This is a genomic window from Collinsella sp. OM07-12, assembly GCF_003438275.1.
GTDB lineage: Bacteria > Actinomycetota > Coriobacteriia > Coriobacteriales > Coriobacteriaceae > Collinsella.
In genome coordinates this window covers 23,571-44,488 of the sequence record NZ_QSTQ01000014.1, presented here as the reverse complement: position 1 = coordinate 44,488, position 20,918 = coordinate 23,571, and the positions used below count along the sequence as shown (strand labels likewise).

The following is a 20,918-nucleotide window of genomic DNA, read 5'->3' as shown; positions in this document are numbered from 1 at the left end:
TCTGCATAGGCTATATTCGAGGGGTACGTTCGCGTACCCCTCTTTTTTTGTCGCGATACCGTTGCTTGTTTGTTGGGAGCGCCCATGACTGCGCCGTCTGATTTCAATTCGATTCTCGAGCTTGACGCCACCCTTGTATTCCGCGTCGCCTATGACGGCTCGTCGTATAGCGGCTTTGCCGAGCAGCCGGGACAGACGACGGTTGCGGGTGAGCTGCGTCGAGCCATCGAGACGCTGCTTCGCCGCCCGATCGATCTGACATGCGCGGGGCGTACCGATGCCGGCGTGCATGCCGTGGCTCAGTACATCAGCGTGCCCGTAACGGACGCTGAGCTCGCGTGCACGCGCCGTAGGTGGCTGCGGGCTATGGATGCCCTGCTGCCCAAAGATATCGCCATAAACGAGGTCTACAAGGCCCGTAAAGGCTTTTCTGCACGTTTTGACGCGCGTTCCCGTACGTATACGTACCGTATTGCCGATCGAGATGCGCGCCCCGTGCTGTCCCGCGGTGCCGTGTGGTGGCATCGCTATCCCTTGGATGTTGAGGCAATGTCTGCTGCCTGCCCCGCACTGCTGGGCGAGCAGGACTTTAAAAGCTTTTGCAAGGTTGCCTCGGCCGTTGGCAAGCCCACGCATCGCTGCGTGATGCGTGCCGAGTTTGGCCATGAGGTTGCGTTTGGCGAGGACATCCTGACGTTCACCATCGAGGGCAATGCGTTTCTGCATTCGATGGTCCGTACGATCGTGGGCACGCTTGCCGAGATTGGTGTGCATCGCCATGAACCTGGGTGGATGCGTGAGGTCATCGATGCTTGCGACCGTACCGCTGCGGGCCCCACGGCTCCTGCCTGCGGCCTTACGTTTATGGGCGTGGATTACGATCCCGCCGAGCTTGTCGTGATCGACTAGGGGAGGGTTCGACGCGTCGTGCGTCGACACCTGTCATCTGTGGGCTGCGCGTGTGCAACATCTGTTCTTGGCGTGCAATACAACCGGTGTCTCATTGCTTTTATTGCCGGGGTGTACCATGAACGACAGTTTGATTCACTGCTGTCGAGAGGACGGATAACTTGGTTCGACGTGGCTCGCATCCGCGACTTTCGGTGATCCTTGTGGTAGAAGGTTCGCCCAGCTATGCGATGCGTGCGCTCGAGAGTATCCAGAACCAAGACCTCTATGATTTGCAGATTGTCGTTGTCTGCCGCGATGCTGCGCCCGGTGTACGCCATTCGCTTCAAGTTGCTGCCGACAGGGACATCCATATTGATTTGATTGACGTCGAGGACGCTAAGCGCGGCGCTTGTCTTCGTGCCGGTTTTGATGCCTCGCGCGGCTCTCAAATCATCGCCATGAACGCCGATGAGTGGTTTGCTCCGCACGCCCTTTCCAAGATGGTCGATATCGCGTGCGATACTGCGGCAGACATAGTCTTCCCCACGGTGTCGCTCGACCGCTATGATGCACATCGAGAGCGCCATTCGCGCGTCTTGGATGCTACTCATATTTCCATTGATAGCGAATCTTCGATGGTGGCCGGGCTGCCTCAGTTGATTTTAGGCGGCTTGGTTGCTCAAGTCTCTGGCGTGATGTACACCCGTCCGCTGTTTGAAGCATGCCTTTTGTGCGATAAGACGTTTCGCACTGTTGGGTTTATGGCGTGTGCGCTCTCGCAGGCACAGCACGTCTCCGGATGCGGCGACGCTTGTTTCCACGCGGCGGCGCCTAAGCTTACAGATGCCTTTGATCCCACCATGTATGCCAAGGTATCCGATGACACCCGAGCGCTCGACGAGCTTGCGGACTCACTCTCGGAAGCAGATAGCGGTGGTTGGCTCATGCTGGCAAGCCAGAAGTTCTACTTTGCCGGACTGGTCGCCTGCATCGAGAATTTGTGTCTGAGCCCGCATGGGGTGTCATCAATTGAACGCTCCGCCCGTATGCGTGATATGCTTGAGGCACCCCGAACTCGTCAGATGGTTGCGGCGCTTAAGGATGACCACCGCGGACTCGGTTTGTTGTTTGGGCCAATTGCAAGCGCGAAGCCTACGCGTTGCGTGATGTATACGCATTTGGCTGCTTTTCTTAACCGAACTGGTGCCAAAACTGCCTAGGGGCGCTCATTTCGAAACAAACTTGCATGGAATTGTTTCGAAATGCGTTCTTATACACAAAAGCTTTCAAATAGCGTTAAACTATTCAATCATTGATTGATTGTCTCCGCCATCTTTTGGAGCGAGGGTTTGTATGGCTAAAAAACGCAATGGGCGCCAGGATGCCATTAGAGATATTGTGCGCAATAAGGACGTCCGCACGCAGCGCGTGCTGGTCGATGAGCTCCGCGCTATGGGCTTTGATTGCACGCAGGCGACTGTCTCTCGCGATATTGCCGATATGGGGCTGCGTAAGCTCCCTGAGGGCATCTATGTTCTGGCAGAGGACCTGCACCTGCAGCGTATGGTTTCCGAGCTCGTAACGGGCGTTCTGCGCACCGATAATCTGGTTATGATCAAGGCTCAGCCTGGCACGGCTTCCGGCATCGCCGCCGCCGTTGATGCGGCAGAGTTGCCCGATGTGCTTGGCTCGCTTGCCGGCAACGATACGATTTTGGTTATTGCCCAGACGGCCGAGGACGGCGAGCGTCTCGAGGCGCTGATCAATAAGCTGAGCAATTCTCGCAAGTAGGCGTGCGGGTCGTGCGCTTGGCCCTGCGTGCGCTGACATAGTGGCTTGTAAGGGGTATCGACGTTGGTCGGTACCCCCTTTTTTGTTTGCAGGCATAAAGACCGCCCACCAGGTCGCTTTAAACTAAAAGGCCCCTGAGCAGTTTAATAAGCTGCTCGGGGGCCTTGTTGCTTATGGCCGGATGATTTCTAGCCGACCGTATCGTCAGGCGTGGGCGAGGGGTCGGGAGTGGGCGTAGGCGAGGGGTCGGGAGTGGGCGTAGGCGTAGGCGTGCCGCCATCGCCGCCGGTCGAACCACCAGTGGAGCCGCCCGTCGAGCCACCGGTCGTACCGGTGCCGCCGGTGGTGTCGCCGCCTGTGGTCTCGGTGGTCGTGGTCGTTGTGGTCGTCGTGGTGGTGGTTTCCTCTTCGTCCTTGTCTTCGTCCTCGTCGCTTTCCGTCTTCTTGGTGTTGTTGGTGCCGTAGAACTTCCAGACGTTATTGTTCTTGTACGTGGGGGCCGTTCCGGTCGGGAACTCCTCGCGCTCGGTTCCGGCCAAAACAGTGTTCATGAACTTCTTAAAGACGGGCAGGTTGGTGCTGTCGCCCAGCAGGTCCGTACCGTACTTTTGGATGGGAATCTCGCCTGCGGAATAACCGGTCCACAGGGCGCATGCCAGTTGCGGCGTGTAGCCGCAGAACCACAGGTTGGTGGTGTTGTCAGTGGTACCTGTCTTGCCGGCATAGGGCTGGTTGACGCTCAGCGCGCCGGCGGCACCCGTGCCACTGCCCTGCATGACGCCGGATAGAACGTCGGTAACCGCGGCAGCCTCGCCTTCGGTGAGCACCTGCGTGGGATTGTCGGTGTGCTGGTACAGAACCGAGCCGGTACGCGAGTCGATCTCGGTGATGGCGATCGGCTGGCGATAATGGCCGCCGTTGGCAAAAGTGGCGTAGGCCGATGCCATCTCGAGCGGCGAGATGGACCCGGTGCCGAGCGTCATGACGGGAACGTCCTCGATATTGTCCTTGGCGGGATCGATGCCGAGCTTTTTGACGAGCGACATGATCTTGTTGTTGCCGATGGCTTCTGCCACCTGAATGTAGCCGGTGTTGGATGAGTATGCCGTTGCCTGCTTAAGCGTGATGTTGCCATGGCTCTGGTTGGCATAGTTTTGCACCTTGGTCGTAGTGCCCTTGGCTGTAAGAGGCGAGTTGCAGTTGAGGGTGACGTTGGGGTTCATACCGTTTTGGATGGCAGTTGCCAGCGTAAAGGCCTTAAACGTGGAGCCCACGGGGCGCTTTGCCGTAGCGTGGTTCACGTGATTCTCGTCGGCGTTGTAGTCGTAGCCGCCCACCATGCACTTGATGTAGCCGGTCTTGGGGTCTACGACGACCATGCCCATGTCCAGGCCGTCGAGCGAAAGCGTGTCGAGCTGCTCGCGGACGGCATTCTCTGCCACCTGCTGCATCGTGGGGTCGATGGTGGTCTTGACGGTCAGGCCGCCCTTAAAGAGCACGTCGGTCGAGAACTCCTGCTCCAGCAGCTGCTTAACATAGGCGACAAAGTAGGGCTGCGAGTATATGTCGACGCCGCTGCCCGAAATCTCGGTCACGTTGAGGGTGATGGGCTCGGCCTGTGCGGCATCGTGCTCCTCCTGCGTGATGTGGCCCAGGCGCAACATGTTGTCAAGGACCTTGTTGCGACGGGACAGCGCCAGGTCGGGGTTGACCGTGGGGTCGTACTGCGAGGGCGAGTTGGGAAGGCCGATGAGCAGCGCGGCCTCGCTGAGGGTGAGGTCGGCGGCGCTCTTGGACAGATAGGTCTCGGCTGCGGCCTCGATGCCGTAGGCGCCGTGGCCGTAATAGATGGTGTTGAGGTACATCATGAGGATCTCGTCTTTGGAGTACATGTCCTCCATCTTTACGGCGATGTAGGCCTCGCGCACCTTACGCTCGATGGTCGAGTCGAACTGCTCCTCCTGCAGGATGGTGTTGCGCACCAGCTGCTGGGTGATAGTTGAGGCGCCTTCGTGCCCGCCGCCGAGGGTTGCCACCGCAGCACGCGCGATACCCCACAGGTCGATACCGCCGTGCTCGTAGAAGCGCTCGTCCTCGACGTCAACGGTGCCCTGCAGCACGTAGGGGGAGACCTCGTCCTTGGTGATGGACTTGCGGTTTTGCGTGTAGAAGCTCGCGATCTTGTTGCCGTTGCAGTCGACGATCTCGGTGGGCTCGCTCACCAGATACGCGTTGGCGTCGGTGTAGTCGGGCAGATCGGACAGCCAGCGGTTGACGTTGCCGACCATGCCGATGCCAAATGCCACGCCCGCGATAAGCAGAAAGCCCAAAAACGAGAGCAGGATTATGGGCAGGGCATGCGTCTTTGAACGGCTGCGTCCCTGTCGTTGGCGAGGACCCATATATTGACCTCCAGGTATGTCGTGCCGGACGGTGGATGTGCCGTCGGGGCAGGATGGACATAAGTTATTACACGATAAACCAAACGGGGCGCGCGAGGCCTCGTGTATGCTGGAAGACGGCATTTTTCAGAGTGAATGCATACCTTGGTAAGGAGTTTGCCGATGGCGATTCGGACGATGGGGCCGAGCGGACAATACGAGACTGGATTGGATGGTGCCGGTGCGGCGCTGCCCGAGCTGCTGGCGCCGGCGGGCGGACTCGACCAGATGCTTGCGGCCATCGCCGCGGGCGCCGATGCCATCTATGCGGGGTTGGGCGACTTTAACGCCCGTGTGAGCGCCCATGGCTTTACGGATGACGAGTTTGCGCGCGGTTGTGCCGTGGCGCATGCCCATGGCGTGCGTGTGTACGTGACGCTCAACGTGTTCGTGTTTGACGATGAGTTGTCCGACGCGGTGGCGTTGGGAGCTCATGCACTGGAGCTGGGCGCCGATGCCCTGATTGTTGCCGATGCCGGATTGGCGTGCGCGCTGCGTGCGGAGATTCCTGGCGTCGAGATTCACCTGTCCACGCAGGCGGGCGTTCATAGCGAAGGCGCCGTGCGGCTTGCCGCCGATGAGCTGGGGGTCGAGCGCGTGACGACAGCACGCGAGCTGACGGTCGACGAGATTGCCTCCTTGTGCGGTACGGGCGTGCCTATCGAGGTGTTCTGCCACGGGGCCATCTGCATTGGCTACTCGGGTGCTTGTGAGTTCTCAGCCCTGAGACGCGGGCGCTCGGCGATGCGCGGGGACTGCACACAGCCGTGCCGCCTGGCGTACGACCTAGTGGACGAGGCGGGGGAGAGCGTCGTCGCCGTTGAGGGGGACCGTCTGCTGTGTCCGCGTGATTACCTGGGCATTGCGCACCTGCCCGAGCTTGTTGCCGCCGGCGTGGCGTCGCTCAAGATCGAGGGTCGCATGAAGAATCCCGACTATGTCTTTAACGTGGTGAGGGCGTGGCGTCACGCGCTCGATATGCTGCGCGACGGCACGTGGGATGCCAATGCGGTGCCGGCGCTTGAACGAGAGCTGGGAAGGTCGTTTAACCGTGGGTTTACCGATGCGTACCTGCGAGGGCGTTCGGGCGCCGAGCTTATGAGCTTTGAGCGTGCAATCAACCAGGGCGTGCGCGTGGGGCGCTTGGTCGCTGTGGGCCACGAAGAGGTGGCCGTTGAGCTCGACGCCGCCGTGGCGGCGGGTGACACGCTCGAGATTCGGTTCTATCCGGGTGTCGACGCGCGTCCCGATGTGCCCAAGCGCTGGCCGCAGGTGCCCTGCCCGGTGAGTGCCGCGGCGGGGGAACGCGTTGTCGTGCATTGCAAGCGTAAGGTGGACACGGGCTGCGAGGTGTACCTGATTCGCAGCGCCGGCGTGTTGGATCAGACGGCGGCGGTGTTGGAGCGCATGCGGGCCGAGGCAGATGCGATTGCGCCCGTTGCGCGTGCCGTTGAGGTACTGCCCTTTGAGGACGTTGCGGTGGATGGCGGTGCGTCGACGGAGTTGGTGGAGTGCGCGGTTCCCGCTCGCATGGTTTTTGCTTGGCAGCTGATGGATGCCGACCCGCGCGGAGAACTCGATTTGTCCGACGCCGTTGTGGTGCTCGACGAGGTGTGCCGCACGGGTGACGCTGACCGGACCCGCTCACTGATGCAGCGTGCCGGGCGCGTCGTCTGCCGCAACCTGGGGCAGGTGGTGATCGCTCGCGAGCTGGGCGTGACGTTTGACGTGGCGGCGCCGGTGTTCTGTGCGAACCGGACTACGCTTGCCTGGCTACGTGGGCTCGGCGCGGGTCGGGTGTACTTGCCGGCCGAGTTGCTCGGCAATGATGCGGAGCGTATTGCCGAACTGACGGCCGAACTTGGTGTTCTGGGCCCCGTCGATGCCGACCACACCGAGCTCATGGTGTGCGAGCACTGCCTGCTGACCGCCGAGGGGGCTTGCGCCACCGATGCGGCGCAAGCCGGGGCATGTTGTCACGATTGCATGCGTCGTCGGCAGGCGCGCTATCTGGTTGAGCGGGATGGCACGCGTTTGCCAGTTGCCATCGATGCACGCGGCAGGACGAGGATTTTCCTGACATAGGTGCCGCGTCGCGCCGTTTTGGTTATCATAAGTGAGTTTATGAACTTCCAGCACCGCCGTATCCGGTGAGGGTGCTATAGCAAAAGGAGGATACCCAATGCTGTCTGTTGACGAGCAAATGCGTATCATCACCTCGGGCGCTGCGAAGATCGTCCCCGAGGCCGACCTTCGCAAGAAGCTTGAGAAGGGCGAGCCCCTCAACATCAAGCTCGGCGTCGACCCCACCAGCCCCGATCTGCACCTGGGCCATGCCGTGCCGCTGCGCAAGATGCGCCAGTTCCAGGACCTGGGCCACAACGTCACCCTTATCATCGGCAACGGCACCGCGCTGATCGGCGACCCCTCGGGCAAGAACTCCACGCGTCCGCAGCTTTCGCAGGAGCAGATCGAGGCCAACGCCGAGACCTATGTGAGCCAGGCCATGAAGATCCTGGACCCCGAGAAGACCACCATCGTGCACAACGGCGATTGGATCCTTTCGATGGATCTGGCCGGCCTGCTGCAGGTGTGCTCCAAGTTTACCGTCGCCCGCATCCTTGAGCGCGACGACTTTACCAAGCGCTACCAGTCCCAGACGCCGATCGCCCTGCACGAGTTCCTGTACCCCGTGATGCAGGCCTTCGACTCCGTTCAGATTAAGGCCGACGTGGAGATGGGCGGCACCGACCAGCTCTTTAACCTGCTCGCCGGCCGCGAGCTTATGGAGAAGATGGGCATGGAGCCGCAGATCGCGCTTACCATGCCGCTGCTCGAGGGCACCGACGGCGTGCGCAAGATGTCCAAGTCCTATGGCAACTACATCGGCCTGACCGATGCTCCCAAGGATATGTTCGGCAAGACCATGTCCATCCCCGACGAGATGATTGGCAAGTACTATCGTCTGGCCAGTTCGCTCACCCCGGCCGAGGTCGACAAGATCGATGCTGCTCTGGCCGATGGCTCTGCCGACCCCTACGAGCTCAAGCGCGCACTTGGCCGCGACCTGTGCGACACCTACCACGGCGCCGGTGCCGGCGACGAGGCTCAGGCCGAGTTCGACCGCGTGTTCAAGGAGGGGCAGCTTGCCGACTTCCCCGAGAAGCACGTTGAGCTGACCGTCAACGACGAGGGCCAGATCTACCTCGCTGGCCTGCTCAAGGACCTGGGCCTTTCGGCCAGCGCCGGCCAGGCCCGCCGCGATATCGACGGCGGCGGCGTCAAGATCAACGGCGAGGCCGTGGCTCCCAAGAGCTACAACATCGACCCCAGCGCCCTCAAGCTGGGCGACACCCTCTCCGTAGGCAAGCGCAAAGGATTTAAGTTGGTCTAACGAGTAAGTTAACCTCACAGAATGAGAGTGGATAATCTTCCGTTTTTGGCCTGTTTGTGGGCTCAAAGTGGGAGATTATCCACTCTCGTCATTTGCAGGGGGTGTATTGCTGTCCCATCGTTTGGGCATACAATGGCTATTGGTTTGCTGCGGTGAAGGTCTGTCCGCCCTGCAGCTTTTTTCTACGGTTAAAGGAGTATGTATGTCCGTTGAGGTCATGAGGTCTGTGATCGACGCTGCCGAGGGTCGCGTGCCCGTCGACACGCTGTTTACCAATGCGCAGATTGTCGACGTATATGGCCAGCGCGTGGCACCCGGTAGCGTTGCCGTCAAGGATGGCGTAATCGTCGGCGTGCTCTACGACGGTCGCGACGATGCCGCCGGCACCTACGAGGCGACCGAGGTTATCGACTGCCAGGGCCGCTATCTTGCTCCCGGCTTTATTGACGGGCACCTGCATATCGAGTCTTCGAACATCCGTCCCGCCGAGTATGCTCGCATGGCCGCGACGCGCGGTACTACCACCGCCATTGCCGACAGCCACGAGATTGCCAATGTTGCCGGTCTCGACGGCTTGCGCTTTATGATCGAGGATGGTCGCCGCGCACCCATCTCCATCAAGTACATGATGCCTTCGTGCGTGCCCGCGCTGCCCGATGAGCAGGCCGGTGCCGTTATTTCGGCCGCCGATATGCAGGCGTTTTTTGCCGAGCATCCGGGTGATGTCTTTGGCCTGGGCGAGATGATGAACCTGCCGGGCGTCTTTATGGCCGATCCCGAGACCTGTGCTCGTATCGACGCTGCCAACCAGACGCCGTCCAAGCAGGTCGACGGTCACGCCCCGCTCGTTGCCGGCAAGGATCTCAACGCCTATGCCGCGGCAGGCATCATTGCCGACCACGAGTCGACGATTCCCGAGGAGGCGCTCGACAAGCTGTCCCGCGGCATGTATGTGATGCTGCGTGAGGGCACGTGCAGCCACGACCTGGCTAATTTGTCCCCGATGCTGCTGGAGAACCCTGCCCGCGCCCGCCGCTGCTGCTTTGCGACCGACGACCGCGCTCCCTCCGATGCTCTTTCGACCGGCATGATCGACAATGCCTGCCGCGTGGCCATCGAGGCCGGCATCGACCCGGTGGTCGCTATCTCCATGGCGTCCCTTTCCACGGCTGAGGCATTTGGCCTGGACCACGGCTGTCGTGACCCGCATGAGCTCCGCGGCGCGATCGCCCCGGGCAAGCGCGCCGACCTGCTGGTGCTCAACGACCTGACGTTTGTCGCGGCTCCGCATCGCGTGTATGCCGCCGGTGCGCTCGTGGCACAGGACGGCGCCTTTGTGGGCGAGATTGCACCTGAGATGGCCGAGGTTGCGGCCCTTGCCGATGAGCTGCGCGCCTCCGTTAAGCTGCCGAAGCTTTCGCTTGACGTGTTCGATTATGCCTTTAAGCCGGGCGAGGCGGTTATTGATGTGATCCCGGGCATGGCTATCACGGGCATGGTTCGTCCCGAGACTGACGAGGGCCTGCGCCGCATTATGCTGATCGAACGTCACGGCCGCGGCGTGTCGCTGCAAGCCGAGGGCGCCGACGGTGATGGTCCTGCGGGCCTGGGTCTTGTTGGCAAGCACATCGGTCGCGGCTGGGTGCGCGGCTTTACCATCACGGGCGGCGCTATCGCCTCGACGATCGGCCACGACTCGCATAACGTGTGCGTGGTGGGCGACAACGCGGCCGATATGATGGCTGCCGTCGAGGCTGTTGGCCAGGGCGGCCACGTGCTGGTGCGCAACGGTGAGGTCGTGGCGCGTATTCCGCTGGCGCTCGGTGGTCTGATGAGCGAGGGCACGGCCGAGGATGTCGCCGCGCAGCACGACGACTTTATGGTCAAGGCGCGCGCCATGGGTATTGAGCCGCCGCTCGACCCCATCATGGGCATCATCTTCCTGCCCCTGCCGGTGATCCCGACGCTCCGCATCCGCCCCGAGGGCATGTTCGACGTCACTACCTTCACCTACGCCGACTAGTCATTGGGGACGTTCTTAAACGCCTAGCCGCCTGCGACACTCTTTGACTTGTCGCCTGACGCCGCGACCGTGAGACCTCTGGCGCGCGTGAGCTATTTGCCGGGTCTATGTAACGTTTATGACTGCGGCGTCTTATATTTGAGCTCCCTTTGGGTACGTTGGAATCGGATACACGTTCGATTCCAACAAGCCCGAAGGGAGCTTTTCTATGTTTAAACTGATTGCATCCGATATGGACGGCACGCTGCTTGACGAAAACGGCCAGGTGCCTCCCGAGACCTACGAACTAATTTTGGCGCTGCGCGAGCGTGGCGTGCATTTTGCCGCATCGTCAGGCCGCCGCTACGATCGCCTGTGCGAGTTCTTTGCGCCCGTTCGCGACAAGATGGACTTTGTCGCAGCTAACGGTGCCCAGGTCTACGCCGACGGCAAAATGGTAGACCGCGAGGTGTATTCGCACCTGGCGATTCGAAAACTCGCCCAGGCCGTCAGGACGTTTCCCAATTTGCATCTTGCGCTCTTTGACCGAGCCAAGTCCTTCCTGCTCGATGACGAGAGCAAGTTCGTGCGCGAGGTCGATAAGGACCTTCCCAATGCCGAGCGCATTTGGGAGCTGCCCGATCCCAGCGTAAATATCATCAAAGCGAGTATCTTTTGCGATGACGGTGCTGTTATGGACAGCGCTTACGTACTACAGCGCGAACTCGGTCAGCTCTTTACTTTTGCGCCTTCGGGCAACGCGTGGATCGACGCCATGCAGCCCGGTGTATCGAAGGCTTCGGGTATTGCGCAGCTCGCGGAGCATTATGACATTGGGCGCGATGAGGTTATGGCGTTTGGCGACTCGATGAACGACTACGAGATTATTCGCTTTGTCGGCACGGGTTGCGCGATGGAAAACGCGCGCCCCGCGCTCAAAGCGGTTGCCGATCGCGTCGTAGGCTGCAACCGCGACCACGCCGTTCAGCGTGAGTTCCGTCGCGTGCTGGAGAGTCTCGCTTAATCCGGCAGATGGGGACGTTCCTTTTCTGCCGGCAGTGGGGGACAGTCCTTGCAGCTTTTTGCGAAGAGTGTCCCCGACGACCAGTCATTCAAGGACTAGTCATTTAAGAACGTCCCCAACGACTAGTCGTTTAAGAACGTCTCCAATGACTAGGCGAGAGCGGCCATGATGGTGCGGGCGACACCGTCGTGGTCGTTGTCGTATTTGGTGATGGCGCCGGCTGCCTCGCGGCCCTCAGGCTCGGCGTTGATCATGGCCGTGCCGTGGCCCGCTGCCTGCAGCATGGGAATGTCGTTGATGTTGTCGCCGAACGCCCAGACGTCGGCGAGAGACTCGCCCAGATGGTCGCATAGCCACGTGAGGGCCGTTCCCTTGGTGGCGCCCTCGCCCATGACCTCGATATTCATGGCGTACGAACGCGTGACCTCGATGCCTTCGAGCGTGTCGAGCGCCGCCGCGATGGCGTCGCGATCGGCCGGGTCGTGCCAGTACATGGCGATGCGTTCGAGCGTCTCGACCTCGTCGATCTTGCTGTCGACATCCAAGTCGATCGGTGTTCGTGTGCGCTTGAGCGAAGCCGCGATGTGGGGGTCGCCGCCGCAGAATTCGTCCAGGCGCGTGTAGAGCGAGCGGGGGAGGAAGCACTGCCCGTCCGCGAAGATATCGAAGGTCACATCGTGGCCGGCGGCGATGCGGCGGATACGATGGGCAATGCCGCAATCGAGCGGTCGGCTCAAAATGCGCGTAGCACGTGAGGTGTCGGTGGGCGTACCGTCGTCGAGCTGCCAGACGCTGGCACCATTGGCGCAGACCGCGTAGTGCACGGCAGGATGGGCGAGGATGGGCTCAAAGATGCCCGACAGCGGGCGTCCCGTGCAGGGCACAAACTCAATACCGCGGCGCGCAAGCTCGTCGAGCATCGCCCAGGTGGCGTCGCTCATCTGCTTATCACTCGTCAGCAGCGTTCCATCCATATCGGAAAACACAATCATTTGATGAAGCCCTTTCTACTGGCATAAAAAGCGTGGCCGAGGGCGATGATGCCCTGGCCACGCTCGGGTTCTATAACGGTCCGCGTCCTAGCGATCGGCGAGCGGCTTGTACTCCAGCGGCTCGATCACCGGACGATAGGCCGGGCGAATAATACGGTGCGCGCAGAAGAGCTCTTCCATGCGGTGTGCCGACCAGCCGGCCATGCGGGCGACGGCGAATAGCGGCGTAAAAAGCGTCTCGGGCACGCCGAGCATCTTGTAGATAAAGCCTGTGTACAGGTCGATGTTGGCGCAGATGGGCTTGGTCATGCCGTGGTCGCGCATCACCTGCGGTGCCAGGCGCTCAATGCGCTCGATGAGCGCGAACTCCTCGCCCAAGTCCTTCTTGGCGGCAAGCGAGCGCGCGTAACGGCGGCAGACCTCGGCGCGCGGGTCGCTGAGCGTATAGACGGCGTGGCCCATGCCGTAGATGAGGCCGGTGCCGTCGAAGGCCTGCTTGTCGAGGATCTTGCCCAGGTAGGCCGCGACCTCGTCCTCGTCCTCCCAATTGGAGACATGCGCACGGATGTCCTCGTGCATGGACACGACCTTGGCGTTGGCGCCGCCGTGGCGCGGGCCCTTGAGCGAGCCGATGGCCGCGGCGTAGGCGGAATACGGGTCGGTGGCCGAGGAGGACAGCACGCGGCAGGCAAACGTGGAGTTGTTGCCGCCGCCGTGCTCTGCATGCAGCATGAGCATCACGTCGAGCAGCATGGCCTCATCGCGGGTGAACGCCATACCGCCGCGGAGCACCTGTAGGATGGTCTCGGCGGTGGAGAGGCCGGGCGTGGGGTGCGGCACGTGAACCTCGGAGCCGCGAAGCTTGGCAATCGAGGCCATGTGTGCGAAGGCGGCGATGCGCGGGAGACGTGCAAGCATGGAAATAGCCACGTCGATCTCATGCTCGGGCGTAATCACGTCGGGCTCGGCATCGAAGGCGTAGAGCAGCAGCACGGCGCGCTGGAGCACGTTCATGATGCTCGACGACACCGTGGTCATGGGGAACTCTTTGACGTATTCGTCGCTCAGATGCCTAAAGGCGCCCAAGCGCTCGCAAAAACCGTCGAGCTCCTCTTTGTTGGGCAGCGAGCCCGTGATAAGCAGATAGGCGACTTCTTCGTAGCCATAGCGATTCTCGGCCTGGGCATTGTTGACCAGATCCTCGATGCTGTAGCCGCGAAGCGTGAGCTTGCCCTGATCGGGCACGACCTTTCCGTCGACCTTGTTGTAGCCGTGCACATCCGAGATACGAGTGAGGCCCGCGACCACGCCCGAGCCGTCGGCATTGCGCAGGCCGCGCTTGACATTGTGCTCGACAAACAGGCCCTCGTCATAAGGGTCGGTCGGCAGGCCGTGGTAGAGGTTTTCGCTCTCAGGCGAAATCTGGCGGCTTGCTTCGTAATCCAGAACCAGGCGGCTCAAGTGGTCATCGAAGCGGTAATAGATTTTCTTGGCGTCGTAGGCCATGCGCGCTCCTCTCCGGGCCGCATCGGGGTGACTTGCATGGGCATGCGCGCGTCAGGCTATCCCCAGCGGCTTGTTCGCTACAGGCGGTACATAAAGTTAAAGACGTCCTCGCGCTGGATAGACACATTGACGCCCGAAAGCTCGCCGGCCTCGGCCAGGGCCTTCTGCAGCTCGGCAAAGTCGAGCTTGGACTCGGCGGTGTCGGCCAGCATGGTCATGGTGAAGATGTCCTCGATAATGGACTGCGTAATGTCGCGGATGTCGACGTTGGCCTCGCCCAGAACGCGGGTGACGCCGGCGACGATGCCGGGGCGGTTCTTGCCAAGGACGGTGATGACGATGCGGGAGGACGAGATCTCGGCCATGGGAAACCCTTTCGCGTGGTTGCGGCGCGCGCGGGGCGCTCCGCTACGGTACAGTGTTCATCATTGTACCTGTCTGGCGCCAAAAGGGGTGCGCTTACAGCGGCGTTACACGTCTGCAACATGAGCGTGAGGGGGCAGGCCGCATGGGGAAGAGCCGTCTGGCGCGCGTCCAGCTCGTGTTGGGTTGATTTCCGAACTCAGCCGAACACATCGAGCGGATAGGCCGTTCCCGCAGTCAGCCGAACGCCTCCGACCGCTGATTCCAAACTGAAAACGGGGGGCATCCCCCACTATTCGGTGGGGGATACCGCTCCGCGGCGCATGCCGCGGGCGGCGCCCCTATCGGACCACCGTGACCTCAGTTGGGATGGGCCCAGCACCGCGGCGTACTCGGTGGGGTAGAGCCGACTGATCGTCTTCACGTCGCGTATGACGATATTTCGGTCGTCCGGCTCGGTGACGCCGTAGCCGAACGCCTGGAGCGTCTCGATGGACTCCTGGATTCTCTGCTGGAACATGGGTCCCGGATCGACCCTCGGCCCGAGGTACCCGCGCCAGAGGCACGGCGAGACACGCAGCATGTTATGGATTTTGGAGATTGGCTCGATGTCGGCGTAGACGTTGAGCGTCGCCATGGCGTCCTTGTGCCCGAGGATCGATTGGAGCGCCTTGATATCGCCGCCCTGGCGGATCCACTGCGTGGCGAACGTGTGGCGCAGGCCGTGGAACGTGATCAGCTCGTCGTTGGTGCCCATGAGGCCGTTGGTCTCCGAGAACGTCTTGAACGCCCTGCGGATATAGCTCGCCGTCGCGAAGGCCGCGCCCGGCTCCGACAGGATGTAGCAGTTCCCGATCTCGACCGCCCCGGTAAGGTTGCGCGAGCGCAGCTTCCCGCGGTCGATCTCGTGGATCTCCTTCAGGAAGGGGAGCAGGCCGACCGGGTCGATGGGGATGCCCCTGGCGTCATGGGTCTTGGTGTCCTTGATGAACGAACCCATCCCCTTCGCGTACGCCACCGAGTGCCTGATCGAGATCAGGCCCGTCTCGAAATCCACATCGCACCACCGAAGGCCGCAGACCTCGCCGATTCGCATCCCCGTGTGCAGGGCGAGTACGACCGCCCCCTAATCCTCGGCGGACCAATCGAGTCCGAACTCCTTTCGGGCATCCTCTTCGCTCATGACTTCGAGAAGGTCTCCGGGTTGGCAACGAAGGGCGAGGCATAGCTGCTCGAGTGTGTTGAAGCGAATGCCGCGAATATGCCCTTTTTTTATACGGGACAGGTTCACGGGCGTGGTTCCAATCCTTTCGGCAAGTTCGTTCGAGGAAATCTTTCGCTCGGCCATGATCTTGTCGAGGCGAACAATTACGGGCATGGCGTTTCCTTACGCAATCTCGTCGGAGTCGAGGTACAGCTCTCGGGCGTACAAGAAGAGCTGGGAAAGCATGAGCAAGACGATGCCGAGAACCAGAGAGGTCCAGTCGAATGATGAAGCGATCTCTTGGGCGCCGACGGCCCCCTCGCCGCCAAACATCGAAACGGAGGTTTCGAGTGAGCCGGCGTAGAAGCTGGTGGCAGCTTGAACAACGAAGAGAATGCCGAGCACCTTCAAGCATGTCGCAGACCCTTTCTTGAAGGGGTCTCCGCTCTTGATCGTCCACACGAGAACGGCGCTGAGGATGGTCGTGGCGATACCGATGACGGCAGGGGCCAATGTCGAGATCGCAAGGGCTGGATACGCGGGGGAGTCTGCAATTACAGGGTTGTCGAGCACTTCGATTGCTGGCTTTAAGGAGAACGCCACTTGTGCGATGGCGGTGACGCAAAGGGCCGCAGAGGCTATCGCACATGCGATGCGGAAGGAATGAAGCCGGGGAGTGCGATTGTCGTAACTCATAATAACCTCCGAAGAATTTAAAAACCTCAGGTTACTTTTTAACAGTTTATGTTAAATTGATTTTGCCGGCAAGTAATCACAGCATGCTGCAACCGAAACCCCTCTAGATTGGAGAGGATTATGTTCAGTACTGTTAAGTCGTGTAAGCTCTTGGTTTTCCTCGGCCTCGCTCTTTGTCTGTTGCTGCCGGGAGCCCCCGCTTTTGCGGATACCCCGATGCCTCCTTCCCAGGAGAGCAGCCAGTGTGCCCTCGTTGAGCCCCTCGGGTATACGGACGACGTCGTCGATACCTACTGGAGCTACAGCTGTCCTCGCGGCGTGAGCGGGCACAGCATCTCGATGTTCAACATCTCTTACAAGACGATCTCCTACCGAAATGGCTATCGCCGATCCGCGCATCATAGGGAATCCCGCCTCGCTGCAATGTGTTCCTGTGGTGTTCTTGGCACAACTGATAAATGGCAATTTGTCTATAGCACCTACTAGATGCGAGGAGGGGCCGAGCATTTTGTTCGGCCCCTCTGTTCCGACTGGATGAGGTTAAGGTTGGCGATGAATATGCTCAAAATCTCGAAGGCAATCTTTAGGTCGCTCCTCTCCTCCAGGTCGCTCTGTGTTGCCGTTGTTGCGTTGATGGTTCTTTGTGCTCTGCCCGTCTTCAGGAGCGCGGCTGGCATCGACGGACGGGTTGAATACCTCGAGTCGGGAATAACCCGTGTTGAGCAGGAATTGTCAGCATCCTATGCGGATGCGCTTGTGAATGCGGGGGAGGAGGGCGTGTATACCTCTTCATCAAGCATGCCCGCGCTTCTGTACCCTCTTGCCGCGGGGCGTCTTGTCTTGGCGCCGCTCTCTCCTCTGCTTCCGTTTCTGCAGGTATCGGATGGAGCGTACTCCTTTTATGACGGATCGAAGGAGTACTTGCTATGGGCCGCAACGGCCGTTGCCGTCTCGTTCCTTGCCGCGCGTCTTAACAAACGTGAAAAACTCATCATCCAGGCACCGATGGGTGAGCTGGGCAGGCTTGTTGCATCGAGCGTATGGGCGAGTGTTTTTGCGATGCTTGCCGTCTTCGCCGTCAATCTTCCAGGGATAATCGCCGCACTTGTGAAGAATGGCCCGGGCTCGCTGTTCTATCCGATAGGCTACGTTCAATATGCGACTCCGGTTATCAAACCGGCTTGGCTGGTGTTCGCACAGACGGCCATCTTGCAATTCTTGGTGGCGGCGTTCATCTCGCTCGTCGTTCACCTTGCCGTGAAGATTGCCAATAACCCTACGCTTGGAATCGTGTTCGTATGTGCCCTGATGGGGGCGACGATGGTTCCCGGGTATTACGGAAGATCCATCGCTTTACGTGAGTTCGCCCTGTTGAATCCCCTTACGTATGCGAACACTGAGTTGACCGTCGGCGCCTATAGCCCGTACCCGACAACGCAGATAGTGAATCTGCCTGGACTTTGCTTCGAGCGTGGCGCGATTACCCTCGTATGCGCAATCGGGATCGAGGTGCTGGCAATTAGCCTGCTTTGCGTTGCTGGAAAGAGCGGCTGCGCGCGCCCGATGTCCCCGATTTGTCTTGAGAGAGGTTCCTTCACCGCATCGAGAACGACAGCCCGTTCGAGCGCTTGTACCTCCGCCGTTGCATACGTAAGAACGATGGGGAAGCTGCTCCTGCATTCTCCTGCCCTCGCCGTATGCGCGATTGCAATGTCGACGGCGATGCTGGCCCCGGCTCTGGTCGAGGTGTTTCCTGACGCTGGTGACGTTTCCGCTGTTCGGTATAGGGATGGGGAGCTCCGTTCAATAGATCGGTATCTAGAGCAGGACGTTGCGAATATGGACGTCGAGGGCAAAGCGGCCCTGGAAGGCATGCGAGATGCTCTTTCGGGTTTCGTGTACGCGCCCACGCCTGCGGAGGGGTTTCGAAGCCTTGCGACGTACGAGCGCGCTCGAGGCGAGCTGGGCGCGGCAGATGCGACCCTCCTGCAATCGATCGGAATCGAGCCGGAGACTCCTTCTCGTGCGGAGGCGCGCGCCCTTCTGCTCGAGTCGATCGCGAGCTTGCCGGACCCCAAGGTTTACGAGTTAAGTACGAAGATGCCCCCATTAATCCTCCTTTCCTATCTCCAGGCAGCGCTTCCTTCCTTGTTTTGGCTGTTGCCCGTGGTTGTCACATCGCTTGCGTGCACCTACCTGCGGTGCCGTTCCCTTCTGGTTTTCCAAGTCCCCGCAACAGCGCATGTGCGTTTTCTGACGGCTGTTGCGCTGTCTCTCCTGCTTGGCTTGGCGCTGCTTTTGGTGTCGATGGTTCCCGCTGCGGTTGTGTCCTTGATTAAGAACGGTGCGGGTGGATCGGAGTATCCCGTCGCTCTCATTCGGGCGGGAGCTTCGACAACGTCCATGGTGGGGGAGGCGGTGTTGTGCAGCATTCCGTTGCTGGTCATGGCATACGGCGTGATTTCCGTCGTCGCTGCGTTGACAGCAGCGATTAGCCGCAACCCCGTTGTCACCGGAGTGGTTTGCGCGGTTCTCTTGGTGTTGGGTTCGTTGAGCGCTCATGTTGAAAGCGCGGGCATGGGCGTCGCGCTGCTGGCTCCATTCGCCTCGTTTGATCCCGCTTCCCAGGTGGGGACGATTGGGTTCCTTGGGCGAGGGACGAACGCGATGCCTTTTGGAGAGGTCGTCGGCGCATCGGTCGCTCTGCTGGTGGTCTTGGGCGCCGTATCTCCGTTGATGGTGCGCCTGAGTGTTCCAAAGATCGAAAGGGGATGATCTCGATGATTGGCCTTCAAACGCTGACGATCTCTTATGGAAAGAAGGTACTCGTAGATTCGGTGGACGCTGAGTTTGCCCCGGGTACGGTCTACGGTCTCGTCGCTCCGAACGGGCATGGAAAGACGACGTTGCTGCGGGCGATGGCAGGTTTGCCGGGTCCTCGCGTGGACGGGAGCATCGTTCTGGATGAGGCGCAGGGCACGGGTACAAGAGAGGTCCGTTCTATGATCTTCTACGCACCTGGTGAGGGGACGCTGCTGTATCCCGGATTGCGTGCGGAAGATCACCTCAAGATGGTTTGCGATATGTGGCCACATGCTCGCGATATCGAAGTGATAGTGGAACAAACGCAGATAGGCGAGTTCGCGAAGATGAGGATCCGTACTCTGAGCCAGGGCATGAAGCAGCAGCTTACCCTGGCGATTGCGTATGCGACGGGTGCGCGGTACCTTCTATTAGATGAGCCCATGAACGCGCTCGACCCCAGCAGGGTGGACTTGCATTCAGAGATCCTCAGGAAGCTGGCCGATTCTGGTACGTGCATCATCATGTCATCCCACATCTTGGATTCGGTCGATAGGCAGTGCGATGAGATTCTGTTTTTGAAGGATGGGAGGCTCATTAGAAGCATCCCGCAAGATGATACTGCGCCGAAGTCTCGTGGATCCCATTTCGCAAAGCCTGCCGGACGCGCCGAGGGTGCGCTAAGCACGTATCGGCGACTCTACGAAAAGGGCGGGTAGAAATGCAAGTTAAAAATCTATGTGGTCAATATGATACCGTTGAACCCGCGTATCAATACCGCTCAGCCATTTGCCTCGCCCCCGTCGCACGTATCTTCATTCGGTCTGTCATTAATTAAACTAACGATGCTTTGAGAAATGTAGGTGCTTCTAAATGTACTGTCGACTTCTTCTCAAACTAATCCTAAGAGACAGGGCCGTATGGATCTCTACGCTCGTTCTTGCCGCAGCCTTCTCCGTCCCCATCGCGTTCAATTCACCCATCTTCGGCCCCTTCTTTATGAAGCAGGGCATGCAGAGCTTTGTCGACGCATTCAATACGCGCGCAACCCAAGCCAACGGCAATATGAACGAGCGAGGAATCATCACGTTATCAGGGGCAATTTTGAGAAAGGAGATGTTTTCTATCCAAGACGTCCGTTAGGAGGACACAATGAAGAAAATCGTCGAAACCGGGATCACCAGGCGAGCCGCTATCGCCGCAGCGGCGGTTGGAGGAATCTCCCTACTGATGCCAAAAGGGGTGTTAGCGGCGGAATTTCAAACACTTGATCAGAATCGAATCGACTACTTCGTTCGCCCCGACCTCACTGAAAACCAGTTTGACGCGATGCTCCGCGAACGCGCGGAGGAAGAAGCTGCGCAAATCATCGAGCAAGCCCTCGCCGGGTACGATGGCGACGCACGAGCCGGGGGACGTCCGACCTACGACACGGTATACGGCAGCGTGGTAAACAAGAGCACTGGATGGCATGACGTCGCCGGACAGCCGGCGGGCGGCGTGCAGATATCGGGAGGTGGCTCTATCTTCGTATCACCTTCCGGCGGCGGATCGGTCGGTGTGTCGGTATCCCTTCCCGGAGGAGTTGGCAGCGTGAGCGTTTCCATCCCGAAGGCAAATCGCTCCCTCAGCGTGACGGGGTACGCGGTCAACATTTCCGGATCGGGCTTCTACAAGGCGACGGCGAACGTGACCCACAAGATTCAACCCTACGTCGTCTATGAGACGACGAACGGGGTACGCAGGGTCTACGCAAAGATGGCCACCAACACGTTCTACAGCATGGCTCTCGGCAAGCGCAAAGTAGGCTGA

General features: G+C 60.1%; 17 protein-coding genes. 10 read left to right on the top strand and 7 right to left on the bottom strand.

The genetic code is table 11. The features are described 5' to 3' along the window. Positions 1-84 precede the first annotated feature (84 nt). From truA to DXB98_RS06425, 3 genes are all read left to right on the top strand, one after another. Positions 85-909, top strand: a complete 825-nt coding sequence (gene truA / locus DXB98_RS06435; protein WP_117743544.1) for a tRNA pseudouridine(38-40) synthase TruA — start codon at positions 85-87, stop codon at positions 907-909. Between the two features lie 203 nt (positions 910-1,112). Continuing rightward, positions 1,113-2,111: a glycosyltransferase gene (locus DXB98_RS06430; RefSeq protein ID WP_147330304.1), complete on the top strand. Its 999-nt coding sequence runs from the start codon at positions 1,113-1,115 to the stop codon at positions 2,109-2,111. A gap of 133 nt (positions 2,112-2,244) precedes the next feature. Beyond that, positions 2,245-2,682, top strand: a complete 438-nt coding sequence (locus DXB98_RS06425) for an arginine repressor (protein ID WP_006235280.1) — start codon at positions 2,245-2,247, stop codon at positions 2,680-2,682. A gap of 188 nt (positions 2,683-2,870) precedes the next feature. Here DXB98_RS06425 and DXB98_RS06420 read toward each other — a convergent pair whose 3' ends face one another. After that, positions 2,871-5,084 carry a transglycosylase domain-containing protein gene (locus DXB98_RS06420; protein ID WP_117743542.1) on the bottom strand — a complete coding sequence of 738 codons (2,214 nt, stop codon included), beginning with the start codon at positions 5,082-5,084 and terminating at the stop codon, positions 2,871-2,873. Between the two features lie 162 nt (positions 5,085-5,246). Here DXB98_RS06420 and DXB98_RS06415 point away from each other — a divergent pair, with 162 nt between their 5' ends. The 4 genes from DXB98_RS06415 (at position 5,247) to DXB98_RS06400 (ending at position 11,543) form a co-directional block, all read left to right on the top strand. Beyond that, entirely contained in the window at positions 5,247-7,208 is a 1,962-nt protein-coding gene (locus DXB98_RS06415) for a U32 family peptidase (protein ID WP_158553159.1), read from the top strand. A gap of 97 nt (positions 7,209-7,305) precedes the next feature. Then, positions 7,306-8,517, top strand: coding sequence for a tyrosine--tRNA ligase (gene tyrS, locus DXB98_RS06410; RefSeq protein ID WP_117743540.1), 1,212 nt, complete (start codon positions 7,306-7,308; stop codon positions 8,515-8,517). A 202-nt stretch (positions 8,518-8,719) separates the two neighbouring features. Then, the gene (locus DXB98_RS06405; RefSeq protein ID WP_117743539.1) at positions 8,720-10,540 is read left to right on the top strand and encodes an adenine deaminase; all 1,821 of its coding nucleotides are present in this window, start codon (positions 8,720-8,722) and stop codon (positions 10,538-10,540) included. Between the two features lie 208 nt (positions 10,541-10,748). Then, positions 10,749-11,543 carry a Cof-type HAD-IIB family hydrolase gene (locus DXB98_RS06400; RefSeq protein WP_117743538.1) on the top strand — a complete coding sequence of 265 codons (795 nt, stop codon included), beginning with the start codon at positions 10,749-10,751 and terminating at the stop codon, positions 11,541-11,543. 149 nt (positions 11,544-11,692) lie between these two features. On the opposite strand, the gene DXB98_RS06395 is transcribed toward DXB98_RS06400, so the two are convergent. The 6 genes from DXB98_RS06395 to DXB98_RS10090 all read right to left on the bottom strand — a co-directional run bounded on the left by DXB98_RS06395 (position 11,693) and on the right by DXB98_RS10090 (position 16,304). After that, positions 11,693-12,535: a Cof-type HAD-IIB family hydrolase gene (locus tag DXB98_RS06395; protein WP_117743537.1), complete on the bottom strand. Its 843-nt coding sequence runs from the start codon at positions 12,533-12,535 to the stop codon at positions 11,693-11,695. Between the two features lie 87 nt (positions 12,536-12,622). Beyond that, positions 12,623-14,041, bottom strand: a complete 1,419-nt coding sequence (locus tag DXB98_RS06390) for a citrate synthase (protein ID WP_117743536.1) — start codon at positions 14,039-14,041, stop codon at positions 12,623-12,625. Between the two features lie 77 nt (positions 14,042-14,118). Continuing rightward, positions 14,119-14,406, bottom strand: coding sequence for an ACT domain-containing protein (locus tag DXB98_RS06385; protein WP_006235289.1), 288 nt, complete (start codon positions 14,404-14,406; stop codon positions 14,119-14,121). Positions 14,407-14,696: 290 nt separating this feature from the next. Further along, positions 14,697-15,512, bottom strand: coding sequence for a site-specific integrase (locus DXB98_RS06380; RefSeq protein WP_255413328.1), 816 nt, complete (start codon positions 15,510-15,512; stop codon positions 14,697-14,699). 18 nt (positions 15,513-15,530) lie between these two features. Next, positions 15,531-15,782 (bottom strand): helix-turn-helix transcriptional regulator, encoded by a 252-nt coding sequence (locus DXB98_RS06375; protein WP_006235292.1) that lies wholly within the window; start codon positions 15,780-15,782, stop codon positions 15,531-15,533. 9 nt (positions 15,783-15,791) lie between these two features. Beyond that, positions 15,792-16,304 carry a DUF2975 domain-containing protein gene (locus DXB98_RS10090; RefSeq protein WP_118405657.1) on the bottom strand — a complete coding sequence of 171 codons (513 nt, stop codon included), beginning with the start codon at positions 16,302-16,304 and terminating at the stop codon, positions 15,792-15,794. 552 nt (positions 16,305-16,856) lie between these two features. Here DXB98_RS10090 and DXB98_RS06355 point away from each other — a divergent pair. The 3 genes from DXB98_RS06355 (at position 16,857) to DXB98_RS06340 (ending at position 20,918) form a co-directional block, all read left to right on the top strand. After that, positions 16,857-19,079, top strand: a complete 2,223-nt coding sequence (locus tag DXB98_RS06355) for a hypothetical protein (protein ID WP_117743532.1) — start codon at positions 16,857-16,859, stop codon at positions 19,077-19,079. 5 nt (positions 19,080-19,084) lie between these two features. Beyond that, positions 19,085-19,825, top strand: coding sequence for an ATP-binding cassette domain-containing protein (locus DXB98_RS06350; protein WP_158553158.1), 741 nt, complete (start codon positions 19,085-19,087; stop codon positions 19,823-19,825). Between the two features lie 433 nt (positions 19,826-20,258). Beyond that, positions 20,259-20,918: a hypothetical protein gene (locus DXB98_RS06340; RefSeq protein ID WP_117734374.1), complete on the top strand. Its 660-nt coding sequence runs from the start codon at positions 20,259-20,261 to the stop codon at positions 20,916-20,918.

What these genes read in the sequence shown, in the direction of transcription:
- DXB98_RS06420 (WP_117743542.1), bottom strand. Translation starts at nt 5,084, where the DNA reads ATGGGTCCTCGCCAACGACAGGGACGCAGCCGTTCAAAGACGCATGCC.
- DXB98_RS06395 (WP_117743537.1), bottom strand. Translation starts at nt 12,535, where the DNA reads ATGATTGTGTTTTCCGATATGGATGGAACGCTGCTGACGAGTGATAAG.
- DXB98_RS06425 (WP_006235280.1), top strand. Translation starts at nt 2,245, where the DNA reads ATGGCTAAAAAACGCAATGGGCGCCAGGATGCCATTAGAGATATTGTG.
- DXB98_RS06415 (WP_158553159.1), top strand. Translation starts at nt 5,247, where the DNA reads ATGGCGATTCGGACGATGGGGCCGAGCGGACAATACGAGACTGGATTG.
- tyrS (WP_117743540.1), top strand. Translation starts at nt 7,306, where the DNA reads ATGCTGTCTGTTGACGAGCAAATGCGTATCATCACCTCGGGCGCTGCG.
- DXB98_RS06385 (WP_006235289.1), bottom strand. Translation starts at nt 14,406, where the DNA reads ATGGCCGAGATCTCGTCCTCCCGCATCGTCATCACCGTCCTTGGCAAG.
- DXB98_RS06405 (WP_117743539.1), top strand. Translation starts at nt 8,720, where the DNA reads ATGTCCGTTGAGGTCATGAGGTCTGTGATCGACGCTGCCGAGGGTCGC.
- DXB98_RS10090 (WP_118405657.1), bottom strand. Translation starts at nt 16,304, where the DNA reads ATGAGTTACGACAATCGCACTCCCCGGCTTCATTCCTTCCGCATCGCA.
- DXB98_RS06400 (WP_117743538.1), top strand. Translation starts at nt 10,749, where the DNA reads ATGTTTAAACTGATTGCATCCGATATGGACGGCACGCTGCTTGACGAA.
- DXB98_RS06375 (WP_006235292.1), bottom strand. Translation starts at nt 15,782, where the DNA reads ATGCCCGTAATTGTTCGCCTCGACAAGATCATGGCCGAGCGAAAGATT.
- DXB98_RS06340 (WP_117734374.1), top strand. Translation starts at nt 20,259, where the DNA reads ATGAAGAAAATCGTCGAAACCGGGATCACCAGGCGAGCCGCTATCGCC.
- truA (WP_117743544.1), top strand. Translation starts at nt 85, where the DNA reads ATGACTGCGCCGTCTGATTTCAATTCGATTCTCGAGCTTGACGCCACC.
- DXB98_RS06390 (WP_117743536.1), bottom strand. Translation starts at nt 14,041, where the DNA reads ATGGCCTACGACGCCAAGAAAATCTATTACCGCTTCGATGACCACTTG.
- DXB98_RS06355 (WP_117743532.1), top strand. Translation starts at nt 16,857, where the DNA reads ATGAATATGCTCAAAATCTCGAAGGCAATCTTTAGGTCGCTCCTCTCC.
- DXB98_RS06350 (WP_158553158.1), top strand. Translation starts at nt 19,085, where the DNA reads ATGATTGGCCTTCAAACGCTGACGATCTCTTATGGAAAGAAGGTACTC.